A 19,026-nucleotide genomic window follows, 5' to 3' on the forward strand; every position below is an offset into this window, starting at 1 on the left:
CTACACCAAATTGACCGCAAGCCATATGCGATATTAACTGTACATACGTACAGTATTTGCATAAGGCAGCACCATGAGCTTCAACATTCTAGGTCCAATTGCGGGCGGCGGTGCAAAACTGCCTCTCTGCTCGTTTCATGTGCCGGCCGGTTTCCCGTCCCCGGCGGCCGATCACATCGAGCAGCACATTTCCCTAGATGAAGTACTGAATATCAGGGCGCCCCATGTCTACCTGGTGATGATTACTGGTGAGAGCATGCAGGGCGCGGGGATTTTCGAAGGTGACCTGGCAGTGGTGGATCGCTCAATTGAGCCCGCGCACGGGCACATAGTCGTGGCACTCCTGAATAACGACCCCATGTGCAAGCGGCTCTGCAAGCGCGGCAAGGAGGTGATACTGCTTTCCGAAAACCCGAAGTACCCGGCGCGATACGTGCTGGAAGGCGACGAGCTATCGATCTGGGGCGTGATCACCAATACTGTGCGCAGCCATGTCTAATTCGCCAGTATTCGCTCTGATCGACTGCAACAGCTTCTACGCAAGTTGCGAGCGTGTATTCCGGCCTGACCTCGCTAAAACGCCGATTGTCGTGCTGAGCAACAACGACGGCTGCGTGATTGCCCGAAGCTACGACGCCAAGCCCTTTATCAAGATGGGCGAGCCGTATTTCCAGATTAAACAGAAGCTCAAACAGCATGGAATCGTCCCGTTCTCGTCGAACTACGCGCTTTACGGCGACATGAGCGAGAGAGTGATGACGCTGATAGAGAGCATGGTGCCCGCAGTCGAGATCTATAGCATCGACGAAGCCTTTGCTGACCTCACCGGTATTGGAGGGCTTGACGCGCTCGGCCGGCAGATCCGCGCGCAGGTGCTGCGGTGCACCGGCATCCCCGTCGGCGTCGGCATCGCCAATACAAAGACGCTGGCAAAGCTTGCGAACCACACCGCCAAGCGCTTGCAGGCCCAAACCGGTGGCGTGGTAAACATCACTGATCCAATCAAACGGGACTGGGTGCTGCGCAATACCGATGTGTCCGAGGTCTGGGGTGTTGGCCGAAAAATGAAGCTCCACCTGGACACGATGGGCATCAAGACAGCGATGGACCTGGCCAAGGCCGACCCCTGGACGCTCCGCAAGAAATTCAGTGTTGTGATCGAGAAGACGGCACGGGAACTAGCAGGCACCTCCTGCCTCGAGTTGGATGAGCCCGACCCACCGAAGCAAGAGATCTGCTGCAGTCGCATGTTTGGTAAGCGGCTGACTGACCTGGCGCCTATCAAGGAGGCCGTGGCCACTTACATGATGCGGGCCTCAGAAAAGCTCCGCGCGCAAAACTCGCTCTGCAAGAAAGTCCGGGTCTGCATCCGCACCGGCATGTTCAATCCGGATGAGGCGAAATATGCCAACGGGGTAGTGGTGGATATGCCGTACCCGACCGACGACGTGCGCCTGCTGACCAAGGCCGCCGTCGATGCCCTCGACCACATCTACCGACCAGGATTCAAATACAGCAAGGCCGAGGTGATGTTGCTCAACCTGTGCCAGCCAGGCGAATACACGGACGATCTATTCGCGGTGTCCCAGCCGGCCGAGGCCACACGGGTGATGACCGTGCTGGACCAAATCAATGAAAGATGGGGGAGGGGAACACTGAGGTCGGCCAGTGTGCCGACGAACCCTGAGTGGGGGATGCGCCGGGAAATGATGAGCCAGAGCTACACCACGAAGCTCGATCAGCTGTGGTCGGTTGCTTGCAAGTAATGAAGCGCTCAGCGCCAGATCAACTTCACTCGGGCGACATGAGGACCGCCAGAGTCAGCTTGATGAATTCTTCGTTCTCATCGATGGTGTGCAGAGCGCCGCGGATGTTCTCCGCCACATCGGCTGAGCCACGTTGCTCGACTCAGTTCGATAACTCCATGATCGAGGCTTCGAGGGCCAGCTGGTTTTCGTACAGCCTGGAGAGCAGGGAAGGGAGCAGGTCTGAGTTTGGCATCGGCGTTCCTCTGGTGGAGTGAACAGCGTAGCAGTCGGTGAAACGGGGGATTTGAATTAAGTCGGCAGAACGCCGGAGAGGGGAATTGCGGAACACATCCCAAAATTGCGGAACACAAAAGATAAGGGCCTGCATGAAGTTCATCATGCAAGCCCTTGATATCTTTGGTGCCCGAACCCGGAATCGAACCGGGACGCCCTTACGAGCGGGGGATTTTAAGTCCCATGCGTCTACCAGTTTCGCCATTCGGGCGGCAGCGCGTTGTAGCAGGGTTGGGAATATATAGATCCGCACGCTTGGGCGCAAGGTCGAAGGGTAGCTTTATTGCTGAAGGCTTGAGTGAAAAAGCTCGACAGATCAGTGATCTACAGGGGGTATTGAGGCTAATCGGACGATTCCGCTGGCGACAGAACAAGAGCCATAAATGACAGCTTTGGCTACTTGCCATACCCGCCGGCCAGGTAGTAAATCAGCTGCAGCTTGGTGTTCATGAATGCCGCCATTTCGGTACGACACATGGTCGACCCCTGAGCCCGTTGCGGGTGTAAGGTGGGGCTGCAACGCCAGAAAATCTCAGGAAAGCGAGGTGACTATGAGCGCTCCAATGCTGACGAAGCTGCATCTGAATGGCTACGACATCGTGCAGGTCAACCATGGACCGTGGCGGGTATGTACGCCCCAGGACCGATTGGCGACCTTCAATTCTCGCGAACAGGCATTTGCGTATGCCGCTACCTTGCCAGGGTACAAGGCACGCAACCGGCCGGTGTCCAATGATGATTGAACGCAACGAAAAAGCCCCGGCCTGGCCGGGGCTTTTGCATGGGCGAGCTAGACGAAAGGCTGGCCGCTGAACCCGCGTGGCAGGCGCTGCAGGCCTGGCAAGTCGGTCAGGCGTTGTGTCCACGCGCTGCGCCAGTCGGTTGCGGTATGAGTCTTGGCTTTGCGTGACGCGCGTCGAGCGGCGTTGCGCTGGGTGCGGCGCGCTTCCTTGTAGGCTTCGGTGTTGCGGCAGGTGCGGCATTTGACCCGGTTCAACTCGGTGCTGGACGGGAGGTTGGTGCCGTGATGGCCGCAAGCCAGATGCCCGGCGACCTTGAAGTGAATGACCATGTAAGCGTCTCCTTCTTATGGGGTACGCGCATCGGTAGACCCACAATGCGCGCGGGGAGGGCGGGAGCGGAAAAATCCCGGCACCTGAAGTTACGACCCCATCGGTGGTGTGACGTTCGTTTATCCCCCCAAACGGATAGGTACGCGGCTACGGCTAGTCGATCAGCGCCAATAGATCGGTATCGCCCACATCCGCGCCGGCCTGGGTCAGCAACGTCGTCACCTGGCCGCGGTGATGGGTCTGGTGATTGAAGAAATGCACCAGCAGGCTGAAAAACGGCTTGTCCGCCGCGACTCCGCGCATGTTGTGGTAGTGCAGGCGATGGTCAAGGTCACCATCGCTCAAGCCGTGGGCCCACTCGATGATCAGTTCATCCAGCCAGGCGCGCCGGGACGCGAGTGCGCACAGGTCGGCGAAGGCCAGGTGCTTGAGGTCGCGTGGTGCCTCGATGGCGCTCAACGGGGCCAGTGCCGAAAAGCCGGCAGGGTGCAGCGCAAAGCGCTTGAGCCAGACCGTATCGCCCAGCACCAGGTGGTTCAGCGTGCCGAAGATCGAGCCGAAAAACGCTTGGCGGTCCTCCAGCAATGCGGCGTGGTCCAGGGTGCCGGCCGCGTCATAGACCTTGCGATTCATCCACTGGTTGTAGGTCGCCATCAGCGCGATCTGTTCGATACGGTTCACGGGGTGTGTCTCTTGTTGGCGGGGTCGCGCCATCATAAGGCGTGGCCGCCCGGCGGTCATGGTGTTCCCGCAGTGGCGCGCTATGGTTGTTAGACGCCAACACCACGCCCTGGGAGGGTGAAACCATGAACACCAGCGACTTACTTGAACAACTGCTGCGCGCCGGGCAGCCGGGCAGTGGCACCGCGGGCGGCGGTCTGGGCGGGCTGCTTGGTGGTCTGTTGAAAGGCACCAGCAGCGCCAATGCGCCTGCGGGTGGCGGCCTCGGTGGGTTGTTGGGTGGCTTGGGCAGCATGCTCGGGGGTGGAGCTGCCGCGCGCCCGGCCCAGGGGCGTACTGGCGGGATGAATTATGCGGCGTTGGCCTCCCTGGGAATGATGGCTTTCCAGGCGTATCAGGCCTGGCAGAGCCAGCAGGCGGCCAAGCCACAAGCAGCATTCCAGACCGTCGACCAGCTCGACGGCCCCGAAGCCGAAGCCCACAGCCACGCGGTCTTGCGTGCATTGATCGCGGCCGCGAAGGCCGACGGCGAGATCGACGAAAAAGAGCGGCAGTTGATCTCGAATGAAGTACGCCGACATACCGACGACCCACAGTTGCAACAGTGGCTCGACGCCGAAATCGCCAAGCCCCTGGATGCGGCGGATTTCGCCGAGTTTGCCAAAGACCCGGCAGTGGCGGCCGAGATGTACGTGGCCAGTGTGCTGCTGGTCGATGACCAGCAGGAAGCCGAACGCAACTACCTGGATGACCTCGCGGGGCAGTTGCAGATCGACCCGCAGTTGCAGCTGCTGTTGGAACAACAGGCCAAAGCCTAGAACCGCAGTGTCGCACCGGTGGTCAGCCACTGGTCGCGGGCGCCGGTCAGGCTGCGCCCCAGTATCAGGTCGATGTCGACAAATTCCCCCAGGTGCAGGCGCGGTCCGGCCTGCCAGGCCTGGTCGCCGCCGGCCTGGCCATAGCGCTCGGCGATCAGCGTCAGGGCGTGCGCAAGCTCGTACTCCAAGCCGCTGCCCCAGGTCAGGCGATGTTGCTGATCGCCGTCGTTGTAGGCATGAGTCCAGCCGGCGTTGAGGTTCAGGCGCAAGGCTTCAAGGACTTGCCAGGTGAACGGGACGTTCAGGTCAGCGCCATCAAACCCGTGTTGTCGATCCAGCGCCAGGTGCGCGCCAGCGGAAACGGCGATTTCCACGCCCAGGTCTTGTCGGGACAGCACTTGGGCCTTGAGTTGTGGGCTGACCTGAGTCTCATGGTCGGCCCGTGACAGCGCCGCGCCCCATTGCACAGAGGGCATGGCGGCGAAGGTGCAGGCCGGCGACAGCGTCTCGCTGTGGGTGCTGCCATCGTGGCGATTGGCGCTGTACCAGGCGTCTATGTTGCATGCTCCTGGCGCATTGATCGCGCCGTCGTCGACCACGTAGGCACCGCCGGCCGCGTGGGCTTTCGACACCAGGGCCACCAGCAGGATCAGGCCCAGCGTGAGGCCGATAAAGATCAAATTGCGCCGCAGCGCCCGACGTTTCGCCGGCGGCAACAGCAGCAGGCTATTGCGCGCACCGCGATAGTGGCGCGCACGGTATTTGGCAAACCCGTCGGGGCGTTGAGGGGTGTGTTTTTTGTGCATGATGCACCTCGCGTGAATTCAGCTTTCTACGGTGAGTACCGAGACACCGCTGGCGTTGGCCTGGCTGACCAGCTCGAAGGTGTCATCGCCACCGGGCAGGGCGATGACCACATCGGGGCGGCTGTCGGTCAGCATGAAATGGTTGCGTTGGCGTTCCGCCTGCTTGCCGTGGTGTTGCCAGTTGGGCGGGTAGCGCACCACGTCGATGCCCAGCTCGCGTGCCCATTCCTCGATGTCGCTGCCCAGGAACTGGTTGCCGCCGTGGATCAATACCTGCACCGGGCGCAGGCGGTGGTAAGCGTCCAGCACCTGGCGGGACTTTTTGGTGTCGGCGTAATGACGACCTGCACAGATCAAGACGCGCATAAGAAATTTCCTTGCAATGCAAACGCTGCCTGGGTGTGGGGCCGGCTTGCCGGCAAGCCGGCTCCTACGAGGCATGGCAGGGTGAAACTCAGTACCACTGCTTGAAGCGGCGGATGTAGAGGGTTTTCATCAGTTGGGCCACGCAGCAGTAGGCGAGCAGGGTGCCGACCAACCATGGGAAGTACGCCAGCGGCAGCGGTTGCAGGCCGACCAGGGTGCCCAGCGGCGAGAACGGCACGTAGATCCCCAGCCCGATGACCACGGCGGTCATCATCAGCACCGGCCACGCGGCTGTGCTCTGGAAGAACGGGATCTTGCGCGTGCGCAACATATGCACCACCAGGGTTTGCGAGAGCAGCCCCTCGATAAACCAGCCGGACTGGAACAGGGTCTGCATCTCGACACTGTTGGCGGCGAACACGTACCACATCAGCGCAAACGTGGTGATGTCGAAGATCGACGAGGTCGGCCCGATCCAGATCATGAAGCGGCCGATGTTCTTGGCATCCCACTTGCGCGGCTTGGCCAGGTATTCCTTGTCCATCTTGTCCCACGGCAAGGCCAGCTGGGAGATGTCGTACATCAGGTTCTGCAGCAGCAAGTGGATCGACAGCATCGGCAGGAACGGAATGAACGCACTGGCGACCAGCACCGAGAACACGTTGCCGAAGTTGGAGCTGGCGGTCATGTTCAGGTACTTCATGATATTGCCGAAGGTTTCGCGGCCCTTGAGCACGCCTTCTTCAAGCACCATCAGGCTCTTTTCCAGCAAGATGATGTCGGCCGATTCCTTGGCGATATCGGTACCGCTGTCCACCGAGATACCCACGTCGGCATCGCGCAGCGCCGGTGCATCGTTGATGCCGTCACCGAGGAAACCGACCGTGTGACCGTTGGCCTGCAAAGCCTTGAGCACACGGGATTTCTGCAGTGGCGTGAGCTTGGCGAACACCGTGCGCTCTTCCACGCGGCGCAGCAGGGTCGCGTCGTCCATCGCTTCGATTTCCACCCCCAGCAGCGGCTGGCCCGGGTCGAGCCCGACCTGGCGGCAGATCTTGCTGGTGACCACCGCGTTGTCGCCGGTCAGCACTTTGACCGCCACGCCGATTTGTTGCAGCGCGGCAATCGCCGGGCCCGCGGTTTCCTTCGGTGGATCGAGGAAGGTCAGGAAGCCCTGGATCACCAGGTTGCGTTCATCAGCGGTGGTGTACTGCTGGCGCGCCAGCGATTTAGGGATGTGACGGTTGGCCACCACCAGCACCCGGAAACCGTCTTCGTTGTAGTCGTTGGCAATCGCCAGCAACGCTTCGCGGCGGTGCTCATCCAGCGGCACGGCCTTGCCTGCCTCCATCACATGGGTAGAAATGCCCAGCATCTCCTCCACGGCGCCCTTGCACACCAGCAGGTGGTCGTCGGCGGCGTCCTTGACCACGATCGACAGGCGACGGCGCACAAAGTCGAAGGGCAATTCATCGACTTTGCTGTAGGCAAATGGCACTTGGAACTTGGGGTTCTGCTCGGCGAACTGCACCACGGCCTGGTCCATCAGGTTCTTCATGCCGCTCTGGTGATAGCTGTTGAGCCACGCCAGGGACAGCACCGCGTCATCCCGCTGGCCAAAGGCATTGACGTGATGCTCGAGGATGATTTTGTCCTGGGTCAGCGTGCCGGTCTTGTCGGTGCACAGCACGTCCATCGAGCCAAAGTTCTGGATCGCGTTAAGCCGCTTGACCACCACCTTGCGCTTGGCCATGGCCGTGGCGCCCTTGGCCAGGTTGGCGCTGACGATCATCGGCAGCATTTCCGGGGTCAGGCCTACGGCCACCGCCAGTGCGAACAGGAACGCATCGCCCCAGTCGCCCTTGGAGAAACCATTGAGCAGGAACACGATCGGCACCATCACCAGCATGAAGCGGATCAGCAGCCAGCTGACGCTGTTCACCCCGCGATCAAAGGCGGTTTGCACCCGCGAACCGACAATCGCCTTGGCCAGCGAGCCAAAGTAAGTACGTGGTCCGGTGGCGACTACCACGGCTTTGGCGCGGCCGCTGACCACATTGGTGCCCATGAAGCAGATGTTCGGCAGGTCCAGCAGGTTGCCCTGGTCGGCGGCCAAGGCGCTGGCGGATTTTTGCGTGACCTCGCCCAAGGTGTCGTATTTCTCCACCGGCAAGGCTTCGCCGGTGAGCACGGCCTGGCTGATGAACAGGTCGCGGGACTCGATCAGGCGGATATCGGCGGGGATCATGTCGCCGGCCGACAACTGCACGATGTCGCCGGCCACCAGTTCACGCATCGGCACTTCGCGCAGGGCGGGCTGGCTGCCCACTTGCTCGCGGCGCAGCACGGTCGCCGTGGTGCGCACCATGGCCTTCAAGGCTTCGGCGGACTTGGCCGAGCGGTGCTCCTGCCAGAAGCGCAGCAGGCTGCTGAGCAGCACCATGGTCATGATGATGATGACTTTGGTGGGGTCGGCCTCTTCGCCATCCTGCATCGGCAGCCAGCAGTCAGTGAAGAAACTGATGCTGCCCAGGGTCAGCAGCACGTAGATGAACGGGTTGTTCAGGGCCTGCAGGAACTGGACGATGGCGTGAGGCGGCTTGTCGTGCGCCACTTCGTTGTAGCCTTCGCGTTGCAGGCGGGCAGCGGCGTCCAGTTCGGTCAGGCCATCCTGGGTGGCGCGAACGTTAGCGAGGGTGGCGGATAAGCCGTTGTGGGCTTCGCGGGCGGCACGCATCGACAGTTTGGTGTCGGCGTCGGTGCCATTTTTCTTCTGCAGTGGCGTGTTTTTTACGGCGCTCATGGTGTGTACTCCTGTCGCCAGTTGTCGACAAAACAGGCCCGTTACTTGCCTGCATACAGGCGAGTGAAAGCCGGCCGAGCCGCTAACTTTGCGATCGGTTCAAATAAGGTGTTTACCTAACTTTGATGGCGGCGTTAGTTAACTAACGCGCAGCCGATTACATCTGGAAGTGTTCATGAGGAACTCCAGGGTATTGATCAGATAGTTGCTGTTTCCAGCGGGGTTAAGCTGCGCGAGCGCTCACATACAGACCGAGCATCAAGCCAGCTTGCGCCAGGCGGGAAACGGTCGGTCTCTGTGGGTCTTGAGGGTCGGCGTGATCCCAGTGCTGCTGCAATTGGCCAGTGGCTGGGCAGATACGCCAGTGCGCCAGCGGGTGGGCCGGGCGCACTTGAGGGGAAGGTACGGCAAGCGGCGAGCGGGTCGGCGAAAAACCCACGGGCTCGCGGCACAGCTTGGCGCGCAGGGCGGCGGCCAGTGTGCGTACATCAGGTAAAACAAAGGTTTGGAAGGTCATAACACACCTCGGGACCGGATACGCATCCGGCGAGGCAGTTACGGAGGAGCATCAAGCTCTAGCGCAGCTTACCGGACCTGGAAGGCGAGTCCTGTCATATTCTGGGTTTGGCGCCCGATGCCCGCAAACGCGGTGCTCGGACAGCGACTAGATACTGTGTCCATTGGCTTCTTTTGTGAGGTTTAAAAAAGGCCCCAGTAGCGGGCACGGGCAATCTACTCAGACAGTTACAAAATGTCAACGGATGATTAATTAAATAACCCGCGGTTCAGAGTTCATTCAGATAAGAGGCACTCTGAAGTTGCCGGTTATATAACTTCATATGCCCTGTGTCGCGAGAATAGCCAGATAGATCAAGACCACGCCGCAGGCGCCGTAACTGATGCGTTGCCACAACGGCGAAGCGTTCTGGCGCAACAGATTCACCAGCGCCGCAATCAAAAAGCACGACAACACCGAGGCCAGCATGAACCCCGCAAAAAACATCAGCGTCTGCCCGTGGCTGGGTGTCGCGCCGACGATGCCGGACAAGGCGCTGCCCAACGCGCCCCAATAGACGATGTTCTTCGGGTTGGCCAACGAAATCGCCGCGCCTACCGCCAGCGCATTTTTACCGGAGCGGGCTACGTTGCTGTCAGCTTCGGGCAGGTGCCAGGCGTCGAGCAGGCTGCGCACGCCCAGCCAGGCCAGGTACAGCGCACAGACCACCGTCAGCGGCACGCGCACCGCGTCATGCTGGATCAGCAACGCGATACCGGTAAGCCCGATCACCGCCCAGACGGCATCGCCCACCAGCGAACCGACCTGCACCAGCAAGGCTGGGGTGAAACCGTGCAACAGGCCACGGCGCAGGGTTTCCGCCAGCACCGCGCCGGGAGAGAGGCAAAACACAAAACCGAATACCAGCGCGTAAAAGAAGATCGTCAGCATGCCCGCGTTCCTTCAAATGATGCCGGGCAGTGTGCGCAGGGATGGGTGTGCAGTCTTGAACCAGATTGCGCTGTTCAGCGCTTCACTACGCTCTGGTAGCGGCCGGGAGTGATGCCGTAGGCCGCGCGAAAATGCCGATTCAGATGGCTCTGATCGGCAAAGCCCAGCGTGTGTGCGACTTCACTGGCCGCCACACCGTTGCGCAACAGGCCCTTGGCACGGCGAGTGCGCAATTGCATGGCCCATTGCCGGGGGCTGAGCCCGGTTTCTTTCTGGAAGGTGCGCAGCAAATGGAATTTGGACAACCCCAGCTCATCGCCCAACTGCTCCAAAGGTACGGACTGATGCAGCTGTTCGGCAAGCAGCTCCTGGGCGCGGCCGATCAGGCTTTTGCCGGTGGCCGCGGTGCCGGGCAGGCGCACACCACTGAGGCCGACCACTTCGCCGAGCAACAGGAGCAAAGCCTCTTCGTGCAACTCGCGCACCCGCGCATCGCCACTCAATGCGCCTTTCACCGCCATCGCCAGGCGCTGGGCCAGGTCCGGCTGGACACACAGCGAGCGGTCGAACTCCACCTGCACCAGACCCAGATCACCGGACAATTGGTCGGCGCTCACGTACAGGCTGACAAACTGCCAGGGCGCGCCCTCGGCAGCGCCGCCGCCCTGAATCTGCCCGGGGTTATACAGGGTGATCGAACCCGGCCCCGCCGCAAACTCGCGGCGGTCCAGCCAGACTTTTTCCTCGCCCAGCAGGTTCACGCCGATCACGCACTCATCATGGCTGTGGCGCGCAAAGGTCAGGCCGGTGCAGGTCGTGCTGCTGAGTTCGTAGTTGCCCAGCCAGGCGTGTTGCATGGTGCTCATCGAGGTGGCTCGCTAGGAATGAGGGCCTCAGCATACGCTGGCAGCGCGGTTCAAATCGACCGTTGATTGTTCGCGGGTCGACCCGTGCAGCAGCAGAATGCGCGGGGCCTGGGTCGAATCCAGTGGGCCGGGCGGGAGCAGCGATACATCCAGGTTTGGCAGGGGGCTCATGGGTTCTGCGGTGACAACTGCGCAATGCGCTCAAGTTGTGTTTTCAGGTCAGCAGGGATGAGGTCGGCGACAGGCAGGGCGAAAAATGCACGGCAGCGTGCGGCGATAATCGCCAGCGTGGCATCAAATGCGGCTTGGATCGAGGCTTCATCGCCTTGCACATCGGAGGGATCCTCCAGACCCCAATGCGCCTTAACCGCCGGCCCGAAATACACCGGGCAGGCCTCGCCGGCGGCTTTGTCACACACGGTGATGACCACGTCCGGAGGGCTGCCTTCAAAGGCTTCGTTGCCTTTGCTGTACAGCCCCTCGGTGCTGATGCCCGCCGCCTGCAACGTGCCGAGGCTGCGTGGCAGCACCTGGCCCTTGGGGAAACTGCCGGAGCTGATCGCTGCAAACCCGCGCGGCGCCAGGTGATTGAACACGGCTTCGGACAAGATGCTGCGGCAGCTGTTGGCGGTACACATGAACAGGACTTTCATGGCTCGATTCCTTCAAAGACTCAGGCGCAAGGCGAGGGCGGCGAGGGTGATCAACAGCACCGGCAGGGTCAGCACGATCCCGACCCTGAAGTAGTAGCCCCAGGTGATGGTGATGCCTTTGCGCGCCAGGATGTGCAGCCACAACAACGTGGCGAGGCTGCCGATCGGGGTGATCTTCGGACCCAGGTCACTGCCGATCACGTTGGCGTAGATCATCGCGTCCTTGACCACGCCCACGGCATGGCTGGACTCGATGGACAGCGCGCCGATCAACACTGTCGGCAGGTTATTCATCGCCGACGACAACAACGCGGTCAGCACGCCCGTGCCCATGGCGGCGCCCCATACGCCGTGCTGCGCAAAGGTATCCAGCCAGGTCGCCAGGTAGGTGGTGAGCCCGGCATTACGCAGGCCATAAACCACCAGGTACATGCCCAGGGAGAAGATCACGATTTGCCAGGGCGCTTCCTTGAGTACTTTGCGCGTGGAAATCTTGTGGCCCTTGGCGGCAATCACCAGGAGCAGCACGGCGCACGCCGCCGAGATGGCGCTGATCGGAATGCCCAGCGGTTCGAGGGCAAAGCAACCGACCAGCAGGATGCCCAGCACCCACCAACCGGCGCGGAAGGTGGCGCGGTCGTGCACGGCACTCGCAGGGTCTTCCAGGTCAGCCGGGTCGTAGGTCTGCGGGATGTCGCGGCGGAAAAACCACAGCAGCACCGCCAAGGTCGCCGCGACGCTGACAAGGTTCACCGGCACCATGACGGCGGCGTATTCGTTGAAGCCGATCTTGAAATAATCCGCCGAGACGATGTTTACCAGGTTCGACACCACCAGCGGCAGGCTCGCCGTGTCGGCGATAAAGCCTGCACCCATGACAAACGCCAGGGTCGCGCTCGGGGAAAAACGCAGCGCCAGCAGCATCGACATCACAATCGGCGTGAGGATCAGCGCCGCGCCGTCGTTGGCAAACAGCGCCGAGACCAGGGCACCGAGCAGCACCATATAGGCAAACAAGCGCCGGCCGCGTCCACGGCCCCAGCGCGCCACATGCAAGGCGGTCCAGGCAAAGAAGCCGGCTTCATCGAGCAACAGGCTGATGATGATCAGTGCGACAAACGTGGCGGTGGCGTTCCAGATGATGTGCCACACCACCGGGATGTCGGCCAGGCTGATCACGCCGCAGGCCAGGGCCAGGATCGCGCCCAGCGTGGCACTCCAGCCCACGCCGAGGCCCTTGGGCTGCCAGATGACCAGCACGATGGTGAGGATAAAAATAGCAACTGCGACAAGCATGAATAAACGCTCCGTTGGCTCAGCAGCAGGCGCTGGCCCGTTGTGGTCTGTCGCCCATTGCTTCCAGGCGTTGTGCGTCGCTGTGCAACCAGGGTTGGTTGGCTTGCAGGGTGGTCTGCAACACCTCGGTCACCCAGCCAGGCAGCGCCGGGTTGAGGCGGTAGTAGATCCATTGGCCCTGGCGACGATCCAGCACCAGCCCGCAACTGCGCAATTGCGCCAGGTGGCGGGAAATTTTTGGCTGGCTGTCGTCCAAGGCATGGATCAGTTCGCAGACGCAAAGTTCGCCTTCGCGCAGGATCAACAACGTCAGGCGCGCGCGGGTGGCGTCAGCCAGGCATTTGAACAATGTGGGTGGAGAGAAGAGGTCCGACATGCGCAGGCCTGTTTGTAATATGTGGAAATACGAATATACGGATATCCATATATTCTGGTCAAACCTTGTTTCAATTGACGTGGATCAAATCCGTGGAAATCAGCCACAAGTGTTTGAAATTAAAATGAAACAAGAATGTCCTAAAGTGCCTGCCCATTGCTGATGAAGGATGACCCCGCGTGACCCGTGCCACTCGCAACCTGCGCAAGACCCTGGATTCCGTCGCGGAAAATAACGAAACCGCGGCGTTCGACCTGATGCGTGCCGTCGAAAAACTCGGCGATGAAGTCCTGCGCCAACGTCTGCTCAATACCATCCACCGCCTCAACCAGGATGCCCACGAACTGCGCGAAGCGCGGGATTCGGTGGAGCAGGTGTCGGTACGCCTGGCCTGAGCAAGATCGTTCAAGACAAGCCCTGGGTTGCGCTGGCATGCTTGTCGACTGTCTGTCGATGAGCCGTCTCCATGCCTACTGCCTTACCTCATTACGCCTTCGCTCGCGGCGCAATCGCCGTCATTCCCCTGTCCCTGGCCTGTGCGCCCTGGGGCCTGTTGGCCGGTTCGATGGCCATCGATGCGCAATTCACCCCACTGCAAGCCCAAGGTTTGTCGGCCATCGTGTTTGCCGGCGCGGCGCAGTTGGTCGCCATCGGCATGGTCAAGAGCGGCGCCAGCCTGATCTCCATCGTGCTCACCACGCTGCTGCTGACATCCCAGCACTTGCTCTACGGCATGCACCTGCGCCCGATTATTTCCCCGCTTAAAAGCCGCTGGCGCATGAGCCTGGGCTTTCTGTTGACCGACGAATTCTTCGCCCTGGTCAGCCACTACGACCGCGAAACCTTCAATCGCTGGTATGCGCTGGGGGTCGGCCTGACGTTCTACATCGCCTGGAACCTGTTCACCCTGGCCGGCATCGTGCTCGGCAAAAGCATCCCCGGCCTGGATCAACTGGGCCTGGAGTTCTCGATTGCCGCGACCTTTATTGCCTTGATCACGCCGGTGGTGCGCGACGTGCCGACGGTGGTCTGTGTGGCCGTGTCATTGTTGTGTTCAGTGTGGTTGAGTTTTCTGCACTGGGAGTCGGCGGTGGTGGTGTCCGGCGTGCTGGGCATGAGTGCCGGTTTTGTGTGCAAACGCCTGGGAGTAGGGCAGCGATGATCTACCTGATGATTGTGGCCATGGGCCTGGTGGTGTTTCTCAATCGTTACCTGTTTATCGAGCCGCGCTTGCCGGTGCGCCTCAATCGCGGGGCGCGCGAGTTCCTGGGGTTTGCGGTGCCGGGCATGCTCACGGCGATCTGCGGGCCGATCATTTTTCTTGCCGACCACCAGCTCAACCTGAGCCCGTCCAACCCTTACCTGCTGGCAGCTATCTGCGCGGTAGGGCTGATGTTCTGGACGCGTAACGTGTTGATCACCGTGCTGCTGAGCATGGCGTTGTTCTACCTGTTTCGTTGGTGGCTCTGACGCACAGGCGAAAAAAAGCCCGCGGGAGAGCGGGCAGAAGGGAGACTTCTTAAAAATGAGCCTGCCGACTATAGGCGGCGCGATCGCCCCTCACAGTGAAACTAAATTCATGCTGCGTGCGGGGCAGGTTTCTGCCTGGCTTTCGCCTCGACGGTTCCGCTAATGGTAGAGTCGCGTTTTTTTCCAAGGAACGATGGCATGCACAAGGTCGTAATAGGCGCATTGGTACTGGCCGCCCTGGCCGGTTGCGCGGGCTCGAAGATGAAAGAGGCGCGCGCCGGCAACCCCTACAAGACCATGGCCTCGGACAAGGCCACCCTGGTGGTTGCCGAGTGCATTCAGTTCGGTTGGCAGGATGAAAGTGTGTTTGGCGTCGACGCCGGCGGCTTCAAGGAGCCCACCGGAGCGGGTGGTTTTACCGTCTACACCACCGCTGGCGATTACTTTGTCGACGTGCTGAGCGCCGGCGCCGGCTCGACCGTCAAGTACTACGCAGCGCAAGACAACATGCCGGCCAAACGCCGCCTGGCGGCCCTCGCGACCTGTCTGTAATCCATTGCCTTAGTGCTTTTAGGAATCGCCCGGCGGGACAGCCGCCGGACATTCGCTTATGATGCACGCGCTCGCCCGACATGATGGCTCTTTACCAGTACACGGACGTCGAGGCCTAAACGTCGGGCGAGCATCCTTTCAACCCTTAGCGCGGCATAAAACCCAGGTGCCAGCGACGGGGAATCTTCAGCGACACCAACCCCAGCACCCCCGCCAATGCGCCGCTGACCCACAGCGCCCGCAGGCCCAGCTGTTGTTCCAGCAGCGCGCCAATCACCGCGCCGATAAACATTCCCGCCCATGGAATCAGTTGCACCCGCCAGCCGTTGCGGCGTTCGCCGAGCATCCAGCGACCCAGCCCACGCCCAAAGCGTGACAGCGCTCCAGTGACGTAGGTGAGGCCCACCGGCAAGCCGTTGACCTCTTCCACTGCCGCATTGAGCATGCCCATCGCGATGATCGCCGCCAGCAGCGCGGGCAACGTGCCGGCGAAGGGCAGCAGCGCGCCGCCGCAGAGCAAGGCGGCAATGCACAACAGCAAAGGCAAGGCATGCCGCCGGCTGAGGCGGCTGACCACCACGCCCAAGGCGTTGCCCACCACGAATGTCGCAACCAGCAACAGCAGGCGTGCGGTCAAACCGAGATCACCCGCGCTGATCGCCACCGCCAGGCGCGTGGTGTTGCCGCTCATGAACGACACAAAGTCACCGCTGGCCATGAAGCCGATGGCGTCGGTCATGCCCGCCAGCACCGACAGGCTGGCCACCAGCATCAGGCCGACGCGACCCCGCCAGCGCTGTTGATGGGCGAGTGCGGCATTGGCGAAGGGCTTGCGCGGCGAAGGCAGCATGGGGCCGGGTTCCTCGGTGAGATTATCCGGCCACTACCGTAGGACGCTTTGCGGCGCCATGCAATGACCTCAGACACTCTCCAGGCGCCACCCCTCCGGCTGCCAGCGTAAATGATGCGTCGGCCGGATCGCCTGCACGAACGCCGGGTCATGCGAGACCACCAGCATCGCCCCGTCGAACCCCTGCAGCGCCTGCTCGAAGGCGAGCACCGATTCCAGGTCAAGGTGGTTGGTAGGCTCGTCGAGCAACAGCAGTTGCGCGGGCGTTGCTCGCCACAGGGCAATTGCCATCGCGGCCTTCAAGCGCTCGCCGCCGCTGAGTTGACCGGCCGGCTGGGTGACCCGTAATGCATCCAGTTGCAGCAAGGCCAGGCGCGTGCGCAACTGGGCTTCGGCCAAGGGGGTGTCGAGCAGGTTGAGTTGGTCGATGATCGAGCGTTGGTCGTCGAGCAGCGCCAGATGCTGGTCGATGTAGGCGCTGGGTACCGGCACTGAACATTCGCCCCTGACCGGCTGCCACAGGCCTGCCAGCACTTTAAGCAAGGTGGATTTCCCACAGCCGTTCGGCCCTTGCACCGCCACGCGCACCGGCCCGATCAAACCGAGTGTCAGCGGCGGCTGTGACAGCCAGGGTAATTGAACCTCGGCCAGGGCAATCACGCGGCGGCCATTGGGCACCGCCGAGCCGGGCAAGGCCAGCAGGGTCGGTGTTTCGTCCTCGACGCGTGCGTAAGCCTCGCGCACCTGATCATCCAGCTCGCTTTTGTGCGCGTGATGCGCGCTGCGCACAGTACTGACGATTTCGGTGGCGGCGCCTTTCCAGCGTGCCTTGGTAAAGCGGTCGACATTGGCCGTCTCGGCATGTTTGCGCGAGCGCGCGGCATTGCGCTGCAGGCTGTCATGATCCTTTTGCAGGCGCCGGCGTTCGCGGCTGCGCTCCAGGCGCGCGTGTTCCAGCGCGGCGATGGCGGCGCGCTGCTCGGTGTCGCGCTGCAGGCGATAGGCAGCATAGTTGCCGCCATACACCTGGGTACCGAGCGGCGACAGCTCAATGATGCGCCCGAGGGTGTTGAGCAATTGCCGATCATGGCTGACCACCACCAGGCCGCCGCGCCATGCCTGCAGCACCTGCAACAGCCAGGTTCGGCCGTCGCCGTCGAGGTGATTGGTAGGTTCATCGAGTACCAGCAGTTGCGGTTCCGCAAGCATCGCACCGATCACCGCGACCCGCGCCAGCTGGCCACCACTGAGCTGATCGGCACGCGTGTCAAAACCAAGCGCGGCCAGGCCTGCGGCGTCCAGGGCGGTGCGCAAGCGTTCGACCAGGTCCCACCGATCATCGATCACCTCAAGGTCATCGACCCGCGCCACGCCCGCCGCCATGCGTGAGAGGGCCGCAAGGGGCTCGGCGGTGCCGGTGATAGCGGCGACGGTTTGCCCCGCATTCACCACCACGGCCTGCGGCACGTAAGCCACGCGGGCCGAACAGTCGAGCGAACCGGAGGAGGGCGGCAATACCCCGGCGATCAATTGCGCGAGGATGCTTTTGCCGCGGCCATTGCGCCCCACGATCCCCGTGGGGGTGTGATCGATGGACAGGGACAGGTCGTGCAGCAAGGTTTCGCCATTGGCGAATTGGAAGCTCAGGTGTTGCAGTGAAACCAGGACAGGCAGCCGGTTGACGTCAGTCATCAGCACCTCCAAAAAATGTCGGACAGGCCAACAAGCGCGCCAGGCGGCTCGTTGCAGATACATTTTGGAAGGCTTAGTGGTTCACGTCGGCGGTCATCCCGGGCGTCAGAAGGGAGGCAAAGCCTAACCTGCCTTGGCTTTTTCTGGCAAGTCGGCGCTCAGTTTCTCCAGGAACATGGCCAGCGCAACTTCCTCGGCTTTCAAACCTTTGCGCAGGCGCGGCTTGGGCAGGCGGGACAGTTCACCCAGGCTGAAATGCTCCAGCACGGCCGGGTGGATATAGCACTTGCGGCACACGGCCGGGGTGTTGCCGAGTTGCTTGGCGACATCCTTGACCATCGCCACCACATGCCGCTTGGCGTCGGATTCCGGCTGCCACTCCAATTCGCGCAGCACTGCCAGCGCCATCGCGGTACCGGCCCAGGTGCGGTAATCCTTGGCGGTGAAATCGGCGCCGGTGAGGCTGTGCAGGTACGCGTTGACGTCATGCGAGCTGACCGTGTGGCGCTCGCCGTCCTCGTCCAGGTACTGGAATAGGTTCTGCCCCGGCAACTCCAGGCAGCGCTTGACCACGGTGGCCAGGCGCCGGTCCTTGACGCTGACCTGGTGCTCCACGCCGCTCTTGCCGCGAAACTGGAACTGGATCTCACTGCCCTTGATGTCGACATGGCGGTTGCGCAGGGTGGTCAGGCCGTAGGATTTGTTGTCCCGCGCGTACTGGGTATTGCCGACGCGGATCAAGGTCGCATCCAGCAGCATCACCACGGTAGCCAGCACCTTTTCGCGGGTGAAACCGGGCTCGGCCAATTGCGCTTCAAGTTGCTTGCGCAGTTTGGGCAGGGCGTTGCCGAATTCCTGCAGGCGTGAATATTTGTCGGTGTCACGCACTTCGCGCCAGCGCGTGTGGTAGCGGTATTGCTTGCGTCCACGCGCGTCGCGCCCGGTGGCCTGCAGATGGCCGCGCGGGTCGGCGCAGATCCACACGTCGGTGTAGGCCGGGGGCACCGCCAGGGCGTTCAGGCGCTTGATCTCGTCGGCATCCTGGATGCGTTCGCCCTTGGCATCGAAATACTGGAACTTGCCGCGCAGGCGCTTGCGGCGGATGCCGGGTTGGGTGTCATCAACGTAATGCAGGTCGCGGGGCAGGTCGGCGGGCAGCGCGGAGTCGGGCATGGTGCAGGTTCCTTGGCAACAGATCAGGCCGGTATTCCTGATTGACCGCAGCCGTTTGCGGT

22 protein-coding genes, 1 tRNA gene and 1 pseudogene are annotated in these 19,026 nt (G+C 61.8%); 8 read left to right on the top strand and 16 right to left on the bottom strand.

Features of this window, described 5'->3' with window-relative positions; all coding sequences use genetic code 11:
- Positions 1–73: 73 nt before the first annotated feature.
- Entirely contained in the window at positions 74–499 is a 426-nt protein-coding gene (locus AC07SI_RS03865) for a LexA family protein (protein ID WP_495005155.1), read from the top strand.
- Positions 492–1,766: a translesion error-prone DNA polymerase V subunit UmuC gene (umuC, locus tag AC07SI_RS03870; protein ID WP_495005156.1), complete on the top strand. Its 1,275-nt coding sequence runs from the start codon at positions 492–494 to the stop codon at positions 1,764–1,766. The genes AC07SI_RS03865 and umuC overlap by 8 nt, the downstream gene beginning before the upstream one ends.
- 25 nt (positions 1,767–1,791) lie before the next feature.
- Here the strand turns inward: umuC and AC07SI_RS03875 are convergent.
- Together AC07SI_RS03875 and AC07SI_RS03880 are read right to left on the bottom strand one after the other, a co-directional pair.
- Positions 1,792–2,001 (bottom strand): annotated as a pseudogene (locus tag AC07SI_RS03875) (hypothetical protein).
- A gap of 165 nt (positions 2,002–2,166) precedes the next feature.
- Positions 2,167–2,253 (bottom strand) — tRNA-Leu (locus AC07SI_RS03880).
- Positions 2,254–2,593: 340 nt separating this feature from the next.
- Between AC07SI_RS03880 and AC07SI_RS03885 the strand changes: the two genes are divergently transcribed.
- Positions 2,594–2,785, top strand: coding sequence for a DUF2188 domain-containing protein (locus tag AC07SI_RS03885; protein WP_065905477.1), 192 nt, complete (start codon positions 2,594–2,596; stop codon positions 2,783–2,785).
- Positions 2,786–2,832: 47 nt separating this feature from the next.
- Here AC07SI_RS03885 and AC07SI_RS03890 read toward each other — a convergent pair whose 3' ends face one another.
- Positions 2,833–3,114 carry a hypothetical protein gene (locus tag AC07SI_RS03890; RefSeq protein ID WP_065905476.1) on the bottom strand — a complete coding sequence of 94 codons (282 nt, stop codon included), beginning with the start codon at positions 3,112–3,114 and terminating at the stop codon, positions 2,833–2,835.
- A 154-nt stretch (positions 3,115–3,268) separates the two neighbouring features.
- Positions 3,269–3,796 (bottom strand): DinB family protein, encoded by a 528-nt coding sequence (locus AC07SI_RS03895; RefSeq protein WP_495005157.1) that lies wholly within the window; start codon positions 3,794–3,796, stop codon positions 3,269–3,271.
- Positions 3,797–3,921: 125 nt separating this feature from the next.
- Between AC07SI_RS03895 and AC07SI_RS03900 the strand changes: the two genes are divergently transcribed.
- Positions 3,922–4,614: a tellurite resistance TerB family protein gene (locus AC07SI_RS03900; RefSeq protein ID WP_495005158.1), complete on the top strand. Its 693-nt coding sequence runs from the start codon at positions 3,922–3,924 to the stop codon at positions 4,612–4,614.
- Here AC07SI_RS03900 and AC07SI_RS03905 read toward each other — a convergent pair.
- The 9 genes from AC07SI_RS03905 to AC07SI_RS03945 form a co-directional block, all read right to left on the bottom strand.
- The gene (locus tag AC07SI_RS03905) at positions 4,611–5,420 is read right to left on the bottom strand and encodes a PA4824 family protein (RefSeq protein ID WP_495005159.1); all 810 of its coding nucleotides are present in this window, start codon (positions 5,418–5,420) and stop codon (positions 4,611–4,613) included. The two genes, AC07SI_RS03900 and AC07SI_RS03905, sit on opposite strands and share 4 nt — an antisense overlap.
- An 18-nt stretch (positions 5,421–5,438) precedes the next feature.
- The gene (locus tag AC07SI_RS03910; RefSeq protein ID WP_120448681.1) at positions 5,439–5,786 is read right to left on the bottom strand and encodes a DUF2493 domain-containing protein; all 348 of its coding nucleotides are present in this window, start codon (positions 5,784–5,786) and stop codon (positions 5,439–5,441) included.
- An 88-nt stretch (positions 5,787–5,874) separates the two neighbouring features.
- Positions 5,875–8,589, bottom strand: coding sequence for a magnesium-translocating P-type ATPase (gene mgtA, locus AC07SI_RS03915; protein WP_495005160.1), 2,715 nt, complete (start codon positions 8,587–8,589; stop codon positions 5,875–5,877).
- Between the two features lie 223 nt (positions 8,590–8,812).
- Positions 8,813–9,106, bottom strand: coding sequence for a hypothetical protein (locus tag AC07SI_RS03920; RefSeq protein WP_201144591.1), 294 nt, complete (start codon positions 9,104–9,106; stop codon positions 8,813–8,815).
- A 318-nt stretch (positions 9,107–9,424) separates the two neighbouring features.
- Complete coding sequence (locus AC07SI_RS03925) at positions 9,425–10,036, bottom strand: LysE family transporter (RefSeq protein WP_495005161.1); 612 nt, start codon at positions 10,034–10,036, stop codon at positions 9,425–9,427.
- 74 nt (positions 10,037–10,110) lie between these two features.
- Positions 10,111–10,902 carry an AraC family transcriptional regulator gene (locus tag AC07SI_RS03930; protein WP_495005162.1) on the bottom strand — a complete coding sequence of 264 codons (792 nt, stop codon included), beginning with the start codon at positions 10,900–10,902 and terminating at the stop codon, positions 10,111–10,113.
- A gap of 167 nt (positions 10,903–11,069) precedes the next feature.
- The gene (locus AC07SI_RS03935; RefSeq protein ID WP_495005163.1) at positions 11,070–11,555 is read right to left on the bottom strand and encodes an arsenate reductase ArsC; all 486 of its coding nucleotides are present in this window, start codon (positions 11,553–11,555) and stop codon (positions 11,070–11,072) included.
- A gap of 12 nt (positions 11,556–11,567) precedes the next feature.
- Positions 11,568–12,851, bottom strand: a complete 1,284-nt coding sequence (locus tag AC07SI_RS03940) for an arsenic transporter (RefSeq protein WP_065905467.1) — start codon at positions 12,849–12,851, stop codon at positions 11,568–11,570.
- A gap of 19 nt (positions 12,852–12,870) precedes the next feature.
- Entirely contained in the window at positions 12,871–13,227 is a 357-nt protein-coding gene (locus tag AC07SI_RS03945) for a metalloregulator ArsR/SmtB family transcription factor (RefSeq protein ID WP_120448675.1), read from the bottom strand.
- Between the two features lie 179 nt (positions 13,228–13,406).
- On the opposite strand from AC07SI_RS03945, the gene AC07SI_RS03950 reads away from it, so the two are divergent.
- From AC07SI_RS03950 to AC07SI_RS03965, 4 genes are all read left to right on the top strand, one after another.
- Positions 13,407–13,622 (top strand): hypothetical protein, encoded by a 216-nt coding sequence (locus AC07SI_RS03950; protein ID WP_025856028.1) that lies wholly within the window; start codon positions 13,407–13,409, stop codon positions 13,620–13,622.
- A gap of 71 nt (positions 13,623–13,693) precedes the next feature.
- A complete protein-coding gene (locus AC07SI_RS03955) occupies positions 13,694–14,389 on the top strand; it encodes an AzlC family ABC transporter permease (protein ID WP_065905465.1) in 696 nt (231 codons plus the stop codon).
- Positions 14,386–14,697, top strand: coding sequence for an AzlD domain-containing protein (locus AC07SI_RS03960; protein ID WP_065905464.1), 312 nt, complete (start codon positions 14,386–14,388; stop codon positions 14,695–14,697). Before AC07SI_RS03955 ends, AC07SI_RS03960 begins: the two co-directional genes overlap by 4 nt.
- Before the next feature lie 198 nt (positions 14,698–14,895).
- Positions 14,896–15,249, top strand: a complete 354-nt coding sequence (locus tag AC07SI_RS03965) for a hypothetical protein (RefSeq protein WP_201144579.1) — start codon at positions 14,896–14,898, stop codon at positions 15,247–15,249.
- A 145-nt stretch (positions 15,250–15,394) separates the two neighbouring features.
- Here AC07SI_RS03965 and AC07SI_RS03970 read toward each other — a convergent pair whose 3' ends face one another.
- The 3 genes from AC07SI_RS03970 to AC07SI_RS03980 form a co-directional block, all read right to left on the bottom strand.
- Positions 15,395–16,099: a YoaK family protein gene (locus AC07SI_RS03970; protein WP_495005164.1), complete on the bottom strand. Its 705-nt coding sequence runs from the start codon at positions 16,097–16,099 to the stop codon at positions 15,395–15,397.
- 69 nt (positions 16,100–16,168) lie between these two features.
- The gene (locus AC07SI_RS03975; RefSeq protein ID WP_495005165.1) at positions 16,169–17,791 is read right to left on the bottom strand and encodes an ATP-binding cassette domain-containing protein; all 1,623 of its coding nucleotides are present in this window, start codon (positions 17,789–17,791) and stop codon (positions 16,169–16,171) included.
- Between the two features lie 123 nt (positions 17,792–17,914).
- Positions 17,915–18,964, bottom strand: a complete 1,050-nt coding sequence (locus AC07SI_RS03980; protein WP_065905461.1) for a DNA topoisomerase IB — start codon at positions 18,962–18,964, stop codon at positions 17,915–17,917.
- Positions 18,965–19,026: the final 62 nt, after the last annotated feature.

The organism is Pseudomonas sp. GW821-FHT05D12, from assembly GCF_059419825.1.